General features: G+C 42.0%; 15 protein-coding genes and 2 pseudogenes. 15 read left to right on the top strand and 2 right to left on the bottom strand.

Translation table 11 applies throughout. The features are described from left to right. A pseudogene (locus tag IM500_RS13275) lies at window positions 1-138 on the bottom strand (photosystem II D2 protein (photosystem q(a) protein)); the annotation flags it as partial. Between the two features lie 642 nt (window positions 139-780). On the opposite strand from IM500_RS13275, the gene IM500_RS13270 reads away from it, so the two are divergent. From IM500_RS13270 to IM500_RS13205, 15 genes and pseudogenes are all read left to right on the top strand, one after another. Beyond that, a complete protein-coding gene (locus IM500_RS13270) occupies window positions 781-1,050 on the top strand; it encodes an AccI family restriction endonuclease (RefSeq protein WP_287638325.1) in 270 nt (89 codons plus the stop codon). Between the two features lie 262 nt (window positions 1,051-1,312). Next, the gene (locus IM500_RS13265; protein ID WP_287638327.1) at window positions 1,313-2,713 is read left to right on the top strand and encodes a UbiA family prenyltransferase; all 1,401 of its coding nucleotides are present in this window, start codon (window positions 1,313-1,315) and stop codon (window positions 2,711-2,713) included. Window positions 2,714-2,980: 267 nt separating this feature from the next. After that, window positions 2,981-3,241, top strand: coding sequence for a type II toxin-antitoxin system Phd/YefM family antitoxin (locus IM500_RS13260; RefSeq protein WP_024969228.1), 261 nt, complete (start codon window positions 2,981-2,983; stop codon window positions 3,239-3,241). Window positions 3,242-3,302: 61 nt separating this feature from the next. Further along, a pseudogene (locus tag IM500_RS24780) lies at window positions 3,303-3,353 on the top strand (hypothetical protein); the annotation flags it as partial. Between the two features lie 113 nt (window positions 3,354-3,466). Further along, window positions 3,467-3,583: a type II toxin-antitoxin system YoeB family toxin gene (locus IM500_RS24775; RefSeq protein ID WP_002756847.1), complete on the top strand. Its 117-nt coding sequence runs from the start codon at window positions 3,467-3,469 to the stop codon at window positions 3,581-3,583. A gap of 150 nt (window positions 3,584-3,733) precedes the next feature. Continuing rightward, on the top strand, window positions 3,734-3,928 hold the full coding sequence (locus tag IM500_RS13250; RefSeq protein ID WP_061432922.1) for a type II toxin-antitoxin system HicB family antitoxin: 195 nt from the start codon (window positions 3,734-3,736) through the stop codon (window positions 3,926-3,928). A gap of 35 nt (window positions 3,929-3,963) precedes the next feature. Then, complete coding sequence (locus IM500_RS13245) at window positions 3,964-4,155, top strand: type II toxin-antitoxin system HicA family toxin (RefSeq protein WP_002756843.1); 192 nt, start codon at window positions 3,964-3,966, stop codon at window positions 4,153-4,155. A gap of 449 nt (window positions 4,156-4,604) precedes the next feature. Then, complete coding sequence (locus tag IM500_RS13240) at window positions 4,605-5,393, top strand: peptidoglycan-binding protein (protein ID WP_287738645.1); 789 nt, start codon at window positions 4,605-4,607, stop codon at window positions 5,391-5,393. Between the two features lie 64 nt (window positions 5,394-5,457). Then, the gene (locus IM500_RS13235; protein WP_190721113.1) at window positions 5,458-6,228 is read left to right on the top strand and encodes a peptidoglycan-binding protein; all 771 of its coding nucleotides are present in this window, start codon (window positions 5,458-5,460) and stop codon (window positions 6,226-6,228) included. Window positions 6,229-6,517: 289 nt separating this feature from the next. Beyond that, the gene (locus IM500_RS13230; RefSeq protein ID WP_287738644.1) at window positions 6,518-7,630 is read left to right on the top strand and encodes a hypothetical protein; all 1,113 of its coding nucleotides are present in this window, start codon (window positions 6,518-6,520) and stop codon (window positions 7,628-7,630) included. A 314-nt stretch (window positions 7,631-7,944) separates the two neighbouring features. Next, a complete protein-coding gene (locus IM500_RS13225) occupies window positions 7,945-8,067 on the top strand; it encodes a type II toxin-antitoxin system HicB family antitoxin (RefSeq protein WP_202964158.1) in 123 nt (40 codons plus the stop codon). A 57-nt stretch (window positions 8,068-8,124) separates the two neighbouring features. Then, complete coding sequence (locus tag IM500_RS13220) at window positions 8,125-9,726, top strand: HsdM family class I SAM-dependent methyltransferase (protein WP_287738640.1); 1,602 nt, start codon at window positions 8,125-8,127, stop codon at window positions 9,724-9,726. A 278-nt stretch (window positions 9,727-10,004) separates the two neighbouring features. Continuing rightward, window positions 10,005-10,274: a UPF0367 protein family gene (locus IM500_RS13215; RefSeq protein WP_002756830.1), complete on the top strand. Its 270-nt coding sequence runs from the start codon at window positions 10,005-10,007 to the stop codon at window positions 10,272-10,274. Window positions 10,275-10,767: 493 nt separating this feature from the next. Beyond that, window positions 10,768-11,436, top strand: coding sequence for an energy-coupling factor ABC transporter ATP-binding protein (locus IM500_RS13210; protein ID WP_190717991.1), 669 nt, complete (start codon window positions 10,768-10,770; stop codon window positions 11,434-11,436). Window positions 11,437-11,458: 22 nt separating this feature from the next. Beyond that, window positions 11,459-12,070 carry an NYN domain-containing protein gene (locus IM500_RS13205; RefSeq protein ID WP_002756828.1) on the top strand — a complete coding sequence of 204 codons (612 nt, stop codon included), beginning with the start codon at window positions 11,459-11,461 and terminating at the stop codon, window positions 12,068-12,070. A gap of 133 nt (window positions 12,071-12,203) precedes the next feature. Here IM500_RS13205 and sfsA read toward each other — a convergent pair whose 3' ends face one another. Next, window positions 12,204-12,923, bottom strand: a complete 720-nt coding sequence (gene sfsA, locus IM500_RS13200; RefSeq protein ID WP_287738638.1) for a DNA/RNA nuclease SfsA — start codon at window positions 12,921-12,923, stop codon at window positions 12,204-12,206. Window positions 12,924-13,229: the final 306 nt, after the last annotated feature.

The following is a 13,229-nucleotide window of genomic DNA, read 5'->3' as shown; positions in this document are numbered from 1 at the left end:
TCCACCTAGGGCCATGAAGGCGCAGGGGAAGAGTAGTAAACCAGACCAACCGATGAAGACGAAACGGTCTCTTTTGAGCCAGTCATCGAGAGCATCAAACAGCCCTCTTTCTGGGGCGCGTCCGACAGCAATGGTCATGGGGGTTTTCTCCGAAAAATGTATATTATTGCTAAGATTCCGCGCTCTCTTCTCCATCTATCCCAGCAGGCGAGCAGATGTGTGGAAGAATTGTCAGAAATCTTTACTTTTCTTAACTTACACTATATTGGAAAAAATGACCAATATTTTTTAGGTCGATCTTAAGAAAATCTAAAATTTTTCGGGGAGACCACTTCCTGTGCGTTGCGGGGGGAGACCACTTCGTGCGCGTTGCGGGGGGATTTGGGGAGATGGGGAGATATGCCGCCTCAATTGCTTGGTATTGTCGTCTTCACGTCTTGAGTGGAATGCTAGACCCCTCTGTGCGGTAATTATCCTCAAATTGAGGTGATTAAACCGCACGGTGCGCTATTAAGTCCTATTAAGGGGTTTTAGACCGATGGAAGTGGGATAGTAGGATGGAGAGGGTTGCTCGACCGCAGGGAGCGGTATAATTGATGGCTGGGCTGAACAAGAAGGAGAATTCATGTACAAAGATGATAAGCTTAGACGCACTTACATTGCACTTTAATATCCTGGAACGCCTTGTAGATAGGGATACGAGTAGGAAACTTAAATGCGTCTAAGCTTATTCTGAACCTGATCAAGCAATCACCACTTGAGATTGATACTGAAATACAAATGACTGGAAAGCCCCCAACAATGGCTAACTCCGAATTTCTCACGAACAAGGAACAGGGTGATTGGGCTGAAACAATCGTCTTTAAGGCAGTCAATGAATATTCTGGTGATTATTTTGCTGTTAAATATGGGCGTTCCGAATCCATAGCCGCAGGTGATGATGGATTTGCTGATTTCTATATGGAATATCAGAGTGAACTTAATGCGATAGGTAAGAGGCCAGATATCCTGATATTTAAGGTCAGAGACTTTCCTGATGGAAGTAAGTAGTCGGACATAAATTCTGTCGTCTATCTTAAGAAATGTAATTCTGGCAATTCTTGCTGACTCCTGACTTGAAAGAGGCTGTAGGGTGTGGGGTGTGGGGTGTAGGGAAAGAAACCTCTTTCATCTGTGGGGGTGAAAATTTTTTCATCAGGACTGACTCCTGACTTCTAAAATATTAACAATGTTTTCCTAGTATTTTTGCAGAAACTTTTGGAAATTATATCTGTCAAGTTGTTTCCAGATCTGAACATCTACATATTTACCTATGTCTCCTATTGCTCAAGGTATTCCAGGATTACCAGATTTAACACATCCTGAGGAATTAATCAAGTTTGGTACGCAACTAATTCAAGGTTCACTATTGTTTGCGTTTTTAATTGTAGCTTTGGGAGTTGCGATCGCTCTCATCAGTTTTTCTCTGAGACGCAACACCAGCGAACAAGCTGTTTTCTTTGGGGAATGGTCGATTCGTTATTCCCAACTGCTCAAAGAACTACAACATTTAGCCCTAATTTTAATTTTAGTAGTTACGGGATTTTTCCTCACTTCTACTTTAAGCAACCGTTACCATTATTGGGAACAAGCAAAAGTAGCACAAGTAGCGGAAAGTGTCGCAGGTGATAAATTAGAACAAATTGCGCCCCAAGTGCGTTACATTGTCGAAGAACCTTATAGCTATACTACTCAAGTTAACGGCAAAATAGTCAAGGTGACAGATCAACAAAAAGTTACTCGCTATTTAAACGTAGCAGGTTCAAACATTCAAGTTAAAATTGACCAAAGTGTAAACGGGCAAAGTCGCAGTGCCATTTATCTTACAGATTACACTGCTGATTATAAAATTGTCAATTCACTAAGTGATGTTAATAGTTTTTTCTTTGAAGCACCACCACCCTTAGGCTACTCCTTACTTTCTAGTTATAAAGTAGAAAGAGATGGAACAAGATTAAAACAAATAAACCCTGGAGATTATGCTTTTCCCTTGCAGTTAGAACCAGGACAAGAAACCACAATTAAAGTTAGCTATCAAGCCCAAGGTGGACCACGTTGGGTTTATAATGCCACTGATCAATTACTTTCTCAATTTCGCCTCACAACAATTGCTAATTTTAGAAATGCTGATTTTGCTAGTGGGATAGTTCCTCATGAAATTAAAAGTGATGGTGACAGTACCCAATTTACTTGGATATTCGATGAGAATGTTTCTGTAAGAAATCCCTTTGGTGTATTTACTGCCACCAAACCAATAGGAAAAACTGGGATTATGCCCCGGTTATTACTGTTAGCACCAGCCTTATTTTTGTGGTGGATATTGCTTTTATATTTGTCCCTACCCATGAGTTTAAAAAATTTGGTGATCGCTGCGGGTATTTTCTTTGCTTGCTTATTAACTTTAACCTATCTGGCGCGAGTAATGAATGCAGAAATAGCTTGGTTGATCATATCCTTGATTTTACTCGGTTTCATCTATGGTTTAGGTGCAAATCGTCACGCTGCTTTAGCCGCCATTATTTGTACTATTGCTGGAGCAATTTTACCAGTATTTGCATTATTAATTCCCTTTAGTGGTTTAACCTTGAGTTTAGCAGGTTTGTTATCAGTCGGGTGGTTAGCAATACATCATTGGTATGGAGTGTTTAACCTGAGAGGGGGACAAGCCAGCTAGAAGGTAGTGCGATCGCCGATCTTGTAGCTAGATTATATTTATATTATTTTAATCGAAGCGTTAGTAGTGCGATCGCCGATCTTGTAAGCTGCATTCCCCAAGACAACTCCTAATTACTTCGCCAATAAATTCTTGGGAACGCACCAAGATTATGGACTTTAAGCAAGCGATCGCAGCTTGGGGTGCGTTCCCCGAAGCCTTTGGGTTTTGCCAACCAGATTTGGACAGAACTATAATAACAATTGTACTTAACCATGTACAACTTTGATGAGCGTCAACATTGTCAACTTTAGTGAAGCCCGAAAAAACTTTAAATCTGTAATAGATACAGTAGCCAATGACAAAAACTGTACTTTCATTGTCAGAGGAGATACAGAAGATGTTGTCATCATGTCTAAAAGTTATTATGACAGTCTGATGGAAACAGTTTATCTCTTAAGATCTGCAGCTAATGCTCAACATTTGCAAGAAGCGATCGCAGAATATCAAGCAGGTAAAACACAAGAACATGATTTAATCGATGCGTAAGTTGGCTTGGGGTAGTAAAGCATGAAAAGATTATCTTTATTGGCAATCTCAGGACAAGAAAACCCTGAAAAGAATCAATCTGCTGATCCAAGATAAGCTTAGACGCATTTAAGTTTCCTACTCGTATCCCTATCTACAAGGCGTTCCAGGATATTAAAGTGCAATGTAAGTGCGTCTAAGCTTACTCTATCCAATCCCTTTGAAGGAATCGGTAAACCTGAACCCTTGAGAGAGAATTTGTCAGGTTTTTGGTCCCGTACGGATGAAGCTAATCGTCTTGTTTATGTTGTCGATGATCATTATCTAACAATTATTTCCTGTCGCTATCATTACCAAGATTAGCCATCGCTGTAGGGTGCGTTCCCCACGACAACTCCGAATTACTCCGCCAATAAATTCCTGGGAACGCACCAAGATTTGTTAGCGCTCTCCTTATATATTTATGTCATAATTATTTTGTATTCTGGTCAGCCTAAAAATTAGGTATCGGTTATGAACACATTTACTGCTGTTGTAGAAAAAGATTTTGATACTAATCTCTATGTTGGTTATGTCCCTGGGTTCCCCGGAGTACATTCTCAAGGTGAAACTTTAGATAAATTACAGACAAATCTTTGTGAAGTGATAGAAATGCTCCTTGAGGATGAACAAACAAGATTTGAAACAGTATTTGTTGGTACACAGTAACCATCGGCAATATACCTGTTCTGAAACCACAGGAAGTGGTTCGTATCTTAGAAAATCTTGGCTTTGTTGAGGTACGTCAGAAAGGCTCCCATAAACAGTTCTGTCCTGAAGATGGACGTGCAACTACTGTTCCATTTCATAAAGGACGAGATATTGCACCTAGATTATTACGACAGATTGCGAGCGATATTAACTTGACAGTAGAAGAGTTTTTAGAGTCGAGGTAAAGTCTATTTTCGCCAACTTTTAAAGCAGCGCCAAATAGCACTGTATTCCTATGATGTTGAAGATTTTGAGTTGGATTTGAAAAACTTACGGGAGTTGGGGCGATTGTGATTGTTGTTAGCGAGACAATGCTAGACCCCTCTGTGCGGTAATTATGCCCAAATTGAGGTGATTAAACCCCACAGTGCCATATTAAGTCTTATTAAGGGGTGTTAGACCGATGGAAGTGGGATAGTAGGATAAAAGAACCACCATTTAAGCTAAACATCGCCAGGTATTTAGGGACTTGCGTAGGAATGATATCCCAGCGCAACTCCCTTAGCTTAAGTGGACTTGTTGAACTAAGAATCCCTCGCTAAGGAAGAAATTTATGGTGACAGTAACCCAAGCTGGGACTACAAGCTGTTCCACGACAGTGGTTAGGGGACTAGATCGGCAACTCATTGCTCAAATGAATCGACTTGTCTCAGGTGCTTTAGTTGATTTTTCTTCGCCCAAGATCAGGCTTGGACAAGCAGTTTGGCCATTCTTACAACCAGCGGCTAAACGCGCCCTAGATCGGGCAGTTGCCAATCGAGGCCAGACTCTGATTGTCAACTCCGCTTATCGGACTATTGCCCAACAACTACTTCTTTTTCAACAAGCTCAGGCGAATCGATGTGGCATTCCTATCGCTGCTGAGCCAGGAAAGAGCAACCATCAAAGTGGATTAGCTCTCGATATTGAAGATCATGCAGGCTGGCGACCTTTCCTAGAAGCTCAGGGCTGGAAGTGGCTAGGTCCATCAGATCCGGTTCATTTTGACTTTAAAGGTGCTGGGGTTCGTGACATCCGCTCAACTGCTATCCTGGCGTTCCAGCAACTGTGGAATCAAAACAATCCCAATGACAGGATTGCAGAGGATGGGCAGTGGGGTCCAAATACCGCCGCTCGTCTCGGTAAATCTCCTGCTAATGGCTTTGCTAATGGTCCGACTCTAGACACAGGGGTTAATGGTGGGGGTAGCGTTGAACTAGGAGATCGCTTATTGCAACTCACGCGCCCACTTCTGGAAGGAGATGACGTGCGCCAAGTTCAGCAAGCATTAGTCCGCAATGGCTTCCAGTTAACAGTTGATGGTTTCTTTGGTCCAAAGACAGAAGAGGCAGTTAAAGCATTTCAACAACAGAAACAATTGCAACCGGTTGATGGCATCGTTGGGCCTGCCACGCTTGCGGCGTTGGGACTCTCATCTTCCTAAAGGCAAACTGACTTCAATAATCCTGAAAACTAGCAAAAAACAAAATGCCAGGAGAATTTGCACAATGATCGGTCCAACCTTACGTTTATTTGACGGATTTGACCATACTTCTCCTCAACTTCGAGACGAAGTGATGGAACTGCAAGAACTGCTCAATGCCAAAGGAATTGCTGTCGTTATTGATGGCTTCTTTGGACAGGCAACCGAAATGGCTGTCAAACAATTTCAACGCTCTCGTGGTTTGGATGATGATGGAATTGTCGGTCCGCTGACTTGGGCAGCGTTATCAGACGAGCAACCTCCCAATCTTGAACTTGTATTTACCACGACGATTGCTCGCAATGATGCTTCCATGCTCAGACAATTAGAAGCCGCTCAACAGTTCAGAGCTTTTATTGAAGAAGGAGCTAACCAACAGGGCTTTCCGATTGCTGTGATTGCGGGCATTGGTTCACGAGAATCTCACTGGGGATTACTCTTAAATCCACCTGGCCCTTCTGGTACGGGAGATTTTGGTCACGGTCGGGGACTGATGCAAATTGATGACCGTGCTTTTCCTCAGTTTACCTCTACTGGTAAGTGGAAAGATCCCAGAGAGAACATTCTCTTTGGCTGTAAAGTTCTTGCTGACAACCGAGCTTTTATGCAACGCAAGACTAATTTGCAAGGCAAAGAGCTTATCCGTGCCGCTTTAGCTGCATACAATTCTGGACCTGGAAATGCTCTAAGAGCTTTGCGCGATCGCGGAGATGTTGATTTCTTCACTGCTAACCGGAATTACGGCAAAGATACTCTCAGTCGAGCGGGATGGTTCCAGTTACAGGGTTGGAGTTGACTAAAAAAGTAAGTAGAGTTGTTGCATGAGCTAAATTATTGTCAACAACTCTATATTATTGCTCAAAGTTTTTAAACAATTTTATTGCCGAGATTTTTTCTAATTATGCCATTTACCGCCAAAGTCATTACCACAGCCGAATGGGGAGCGAGACTACCAAAACTGGGAAAGTTTCCTTTGAATCAATAGATAAAACTAACTATTTTTGTCAAAGCAGGTAAAAGGCATCATTGAACCTAAAACCCCATACATCGATCCAGTTTTAGCTCCGAAAAAGAGGTGAATGACAATGAAAAAATCAATTGTTAAATGGATGCTTACTGCATTATTAACTACTGTTCTTGTGACTTTTGCTTATGGATTAGTTAACAGTGTCTTAGCTCAAATCCCATCCCCGACTGCTGCTGCAACATCTTCCCCTCAAATCCCCTCCCCGACTGCTGCTGCAACACCTTCCTCTCAAACTCCCTCTCAAACTGCTGCTGCAACACCTTCCTCTCAAACTCAATCTGGGACTCCTGCGAAGTTCTCTGGCCAGGCCTTGGCAATAGCATTAGGGGGTGTTTTGGTTTTCTATTCAATTACTGTCTGGTGGGTAAGTTGGGATAACAACTATAATTTTACTGCATTATGGATTAAGCCTGTAGCTTTGACAGCAGGACAGTTTGGTAAAGCTAGTCTTTCTAATTTTCAAATTTTTGGTTTCACCTTAGTGGTGCTATTGCGACTTCTATACACTCTGGCCAGTAGTGGAGTACTGAGTGGGCTATCAGATGACCTTCTTTTACTACTAGGTATCAGTGCTGTTGGCACAACTGGTTCCAAGGTGATAGCATTGGGAAGCAAACGACTGACATTCTCTAATTGGGCCTGGTTGCGAAATCATCAATGGCTGACCATTGGTGAAAAAGGTTACGAGAAAAAACCAGAATTAGAAGATGCAAAATGGAGCGACTTAATAAAAAGTGGTGGATCATTTGATGTTTACAGCTTTCAACTACTAGGTTTTAGCTTGTTGGTAGCTGCTGAATTATTGGTCGGTATTGGTTCAGATTTGGCGACATTTACTTTACCGCCAAACTTTCTTTCTATTCTTGGACTGAGCAACGTTGTCTATCTAGGAGGGAAAGTTACAGATCCAAAGTCTTACGAAGAACTCAACCAAAAAATCGATGAATTACGGACAGAAGAAACAGACTTAATTTCTCAATACCCTAATATTCAACCTGAAAGTTATGGAAAGTATATTGCCAAAGCGCGTATTGTTGCAGAGATGCTAAGGTCATTTTACGATCAGAAAGGAACTTTTGGCGGTAAGTGTAAGTCTACCATTGAATTTAGTAAACTGATGCCAAATATTCCTCAAAAAGAGCCCCAATTTCAGCCAGCGATCACTAAATGACCAAAGTGCGATCACTAGAGAGCGATGCTAACACGTCGCTGCAACGGACTGATACTATAGACCTCTTGCAAAAATCAAAAATCTTCCGTTAGCGATCGCCGATCTTGTAAGCTGCGTTCCCCACGACAACGCCTAATTACTCTGCCAATAAATTCTTGGGAACGCACCAAGATTATCGACTTTAAGCAAGCGATCGCAGTCTAAAGTTAGCCTTAAATTATAATCGTTCATACTAGGACGTGCGGGCGATATCCTTATCTATTTATGTCATAATTATTTTGTATTCTGGTCAGCCTAGAAATTAGGTATCGGTTATGAACACATTTACTGCTGTTGTAGAAAAAGATTTTGATACTAATCTCTATGTTGGTTATGTCCCTGGTTTTCCCGGAGCACATTCTCAAGGTGAAACTGAGGATGTCTGCTTTTTTATGTGACTTTTGCAGGCGGCAAGGGATACCTTGATAACCAAATATTTCTAAGGGATGTTATTAATGCGTGAGTTAAAATATATAGCTGAAACTCCACTTAATCATAGGAAGGATTACGGTCAGTTTTTTACACCTATGTGCGTTGCTCGCCTCATGGTACAGTGGGTTTTGAAAGATAATCCAGAAACAGTATTAGACCCAGCGTTTGGCTTAGGCGTTTTTTATGATGAAGCAATAAAAACACCTTCAGGTAATCAAGTACATTTCATTGGATATGAGATTGATAGAAATATATTTGAGTTTCTTAATCCTAAGGGTGACAGTCCTTATTTGAGAGTTATCAATAGTGATTACCTCGAAGCTGAAACTGAAAAATTTGACGGTATCATTTGTAATCCACCATATATGCGATTTCAGAAATTTCTTAAGCGTCATGATATATTACCAAAAATTGAAGAAAAAATAGGTAAGAAACTTATCGGTTACTCTAATATCTCTTCCCTATTCCTTGTCAAGTCTTTAAGAGAACTTAAAATCAATGGTAACTTGGCGTATATTATGCCTTTTGAATTTTTTAATACTGGCTACGGAAAAGAAATAAAAAAAAGTCTCCTTGAAAATCATTTATTGAAGCAAATAATAATCTTTGACAATGAAAAAGAAATTTTCCCAGAGGCAACGACAACCGTTTGTGTGCTTCTTTGTAAAAATGACGGAAAAAAAGAAACCATTAAAATTTTACAGATCAAAAAAAGTGATGAAATAGATAAAATATCTGATATTAGTAAATTCTATCAGTGGGAAATCGAACCATCGAATTTACCATACAACCAAAAGTGGACACCTATTATTTCATCATTGTTCACTGAACAAGTATCTCCAAATGGCTTCTGTAAGTTGTCCCTATACGGTACGTTTACGAGAGGTATTGCTACTGGCGCAAATGAATTTTTTGCGTTAAAAAAATCAAAAATTGAGCAACGGAAGTTGAGTGATAACAATATTTGTAAGTGTATTACAAAAAGCTCTCAAATCCGCAAAGCAGTATTGACTGAGCATAATTTTAATATACTATACAATGAGGATAAGCCAGTCCATTGTTTAGATGTAAAAGACCACGAAAACTCCGCAATACGAAATTACATAAAAGAAGGCGAAAAATTGGGATACCATGGGAGGTATCTTACAAAAACAAGGAAGACCTGGTACAAAATTGAAAAGAGAAAACCGGCTCCAATTTTATTCGGCGTCTTTAGCAGGGGCAGGTTAAAAGTAATACGCAATTTCACAACAGCAATAAATTTTACCTGCTTTCATTCCTTTTATCCAAATAAATTCGGAGAACAATTTATTAATAAATTATTTGTGTATTTGCTCAGTGATATTGGACAGGAAATAATAAAAATCAATAAACGAAGTTATGGTGATGAATTAGACAAGTTTGAACCAAGGGATTTGAACGATAGCCTATGTCCAAGCCAGAAACAATTTGAAATGATCAGTGATGAAGATGCTGAAGAAGTAATTAGTATTGCACAAAATGATCACCAAAAAGCAATTCTCATGAGTAATGCTCTGATCAAAAGACTTATGGACTCCCAACAATGCGCTGCACCGGACGGCAATTCCGCTGCGCTCCATAGTGCGATCGCCGTTGTGCTGTAGCTGTAGGGTGCGTTCCCTGATGCAACTCCTACTGCTGCACCGATAGATTTTGGGGAACGCACCATGCTCATTCATTGAAGCAAGTGATTGCCAGCTAACAACGCCTCTGCACAGCAACTGCCGAGAGTCAATCGGTTATGATGCTAGGGTTATCCGCACAGTGAACAGCAATCAGTGAACTGAAAACTCACATCTGATCACTGATAACTGATCACTGACTTCCCAACCCCTGCTATACAATGGTTTTTGACTTGTTTTTTGGAAGGGAACGCTAAACTATGTATTCGATCGATATTACCCTGAAACTCTCGCCCATCCCCATTTCCGTGCAGCGCAAGGAAGAAGCAGCAGCAGACGCTTTGTATCAAACAATTATTAACGCTATGCGATCGCCTAATCCCGAATTATTAGAATTAACCTGCGAAAAACAAACCGATAAAAAGGTGGCGGTTTTGAGCGATCAGATCAGTGCGGTGATTGTGTCACAAAAATCCGGGGCTGCCTCCACTGGTAGAGCACCGGGGTTTGTCGCTTTAGCCACAGAATAGTTCTTGAATCAGTTATCAGTGTGCAGTAACCAGTAATCAGTGACAAGAAAACGGCAACCGCCTACATAACACTTTCCACTCACAACTCAAATCTGATCACTGATAACTGATAAGCTGTTCATCATTTAAATTGCTTGTTGAGACGAGGCAAGAGGCACTCTTGCAAGAGGCAACAGTAAAGGGATTGGAGGAGATTCGGCTGATCATTAAGAATAAGCGGTTTAAATAGGGTTTGCGGCAAAAAGTACGGGCGAAGCATTCGGATAGAAAATCTACGGTTTCATCGATAGGTTATTGCCCGAATGCTTCGCCCCTACAGGACTCGGGCCGATGAAGACGCAAGGTTTGGAAGCACGATTCTCTCAAAATCTTGCACCTGTGGGAGCAAGAAAAGCCACAAAACCCCTATCTTGCCCACATTTCACATTGATTCAGCAAGCCTTAAATAAGTCTTAGCTTAACTGATAACTGATCACTGATCAAATCATAATTCATGACTATAAAAGTAAAAGATCTCTGGTTTAGCTGGCCGAATGGGAAATCAGTATTAAATGGCTGCTCTTTGCAAGTTCCCAGAGGAGAATTTTGGATGTTGTTGGGGACAAATGGCAGCGGTAAATCAACCCTGCTGCGGCTCTTAGCGGGATTATTAAAACCTAGTCGCGGGGAAATAGAGATACCTAACCCCCTCGGTTTTGTTTTTCAAAATCCCGACCATCAGTTAGTGATGCCAACAGTGGGGGCAGATGTGGCTTTTGGGTTGGTATCCGAGGGTTTATCCACGCCGGCAATTCGGGCGCGGGTGCGGGAATCCCTAGGGGCGGTGAATTTATTAGAAATGGAAAAACGACCGATCTATGCTCTCAGTGGCGGACAAAAGCAAAGAATCGCCATTGCGGGGGCTTTAGCTCGTCATTGCGAGGTTTTGCTCTTTGATGAACCCACCGCCCTTTTGGATGGGGATACTCAGTTAGAATTAGTCTCTCAAGTGCAGAAATTGGTCAAAAACCGGGGGATTACGGCCCTTTGGGTGACGCATCGCCTGGAGGAATTGGATTACAGCGATGGGGCATTTTTGTTAGAGGGGGGCAAGGTAACGGATCGGGGAAATCCCCTAGACTTAAAAGCGAGATTATTGGCAAGTGCGGCGGTTGAATCTTAAATTTTTTGTTAATATCATTAGGATGCTGTTTTTTAGAACTGCCCTTAATGCCACACCAATTACTCTCAAAGCCATGGTTAATTCTTCTGATCGTTCCCTTCTGCTGGTTGACGGCTACAACGTCATCGGCGCTTGGCCGTCCCTGAAAAAAATTAGCGATCGCCACGGTCTCGAACCGGCGCGAGACAAGTTAATTGAAACCCTAATCGGTTACACCCACCACCAGGGTTATCAAACCCAAATCGTCTTCGATTCCTACCTTCAAGATACCCCCGGCAGCCAAGAACGCTACACTAACCATTTATCGGTTTATTTTACCGCTCACGCTCAAACCGCCGACACCTATATCGAGAAAACCTGTGCCGATTTTTGGCACGATCGCGCCCCAGCTATCGGACGGATTATCGTCGCTACTTCTGATAATGCCCAAAAAATGACCGTTATGGGTTATGGGGCCCAGTGGATTTCCGCTCAACGTCTCGAAATCGAGGTGGATTTAACCGGTCGTCGTCTGAGACAATCCCAGAGTTCTTCTCAAAGTCCCAAAGGGCGTTTTTTATTCCATTCTCTCGATGCTCAGGTGCAACAGAAATTAGAGAAAATGCGCCACGGAATTAGTTACCAAAAACCTTGACAAATTACCTCAAATATGTATCGACAAAAATCCCCCGTAGAGGCACAGGTAACTAACTGTGTCTCTAGGTTTTTAAAGGTCAGTTGCGGTTCGGGGGATTTTGTCAAAAGCCGGCCGCTCTCAACTACTCGTTTCACAGCTGCAATTCTGCTAAACCTAAATAATAAATTCCCGTGGGTGTCACTTGGAAGCGACAGGGTAAAACCTTGACTCCTTTAGCCACTGCTTGACGCAATAACTGCCCGTATTTAGTATCCTTACTATCCCCCGGAGCAAATCGGTCACAATCACCCCGATTAATAAAGTAGAGCATAATCGCTTCCGCTGCCGGCAATAAAGCCATTAATTCCTGTAAATGCTTCTGTCCTCGCGTGGTGACAGTATCGGGAAAAAGTGCCGTTTCTCCCTGATTCCAAGTGGTATTTTTAACCTCAATATAGGTGAGGGAATTATCCCCATGGGTCAACAGAAAATCAATTCTACTGCCGTTATTTTGACCGTAGGCCACTTCCGATCGCACTTCGGTGTCATTTTTGACCAAATCGGGAAAAACTCCTGGCAACAGGGCATTTTTCACCACCTGATTAGGAAGATTGGTATTAACTCCCACCCAAGTCTCCCCCAGTTGAATCATCTCCCAGGTATAAGCTAATTTTCGCTTCGGGTTATCACTGCGAGAAAGATAAACCGGTTGACCTTCTACGCATACATCTGTCATCGGTCCGGTATTAGCGCAATGGGCCGTAATTAATTCTCCGTTGTCCAATTGTATATCGGCAAAAAAGCGTTTGTAACGTTTAATTAAAATACCCTTGACAAGAGAAGGGTAAGTGTGAACTAACAAGGGAGTCATCAAATTTCTGCCGAGGAATATAAGGTAAAGAATAGCCTTTTTTTGGGAATCTTAACCTGAAGACAGTAGATAGGGATTTAGGGAGATAGGGAGATGGGGAAATTTCGGCTAAATTCCCCACTACCCCACCACCCCACCACCCAATTCATAATTCATAATTCATAATTCATCGGAAATTTTGGGTCTGAAACCCCGCCGTTCTAGGTTGGCTTTACGTTAGAATTAAAAGGCCAGTCTCGAAAACCAAGTGGACGGCGCAGCACCTTGAAAACTCGGCTTAGGGGGTTCCGACCAGAAAAGCTTGGC

Source organism: Microcystis sp. M179S2 (genome assembly GCF_020245805.1).
Classification (GTDB): Bacteria; Cyanobacteriota; Cyanobacteriia; order Cyanobacteriales; family Microcystaceae; genus Microcystis; species Microcystis aeruginosa.
This window is presented reverse-complemented; position numbering and strand designations above follow the sequence as displayed.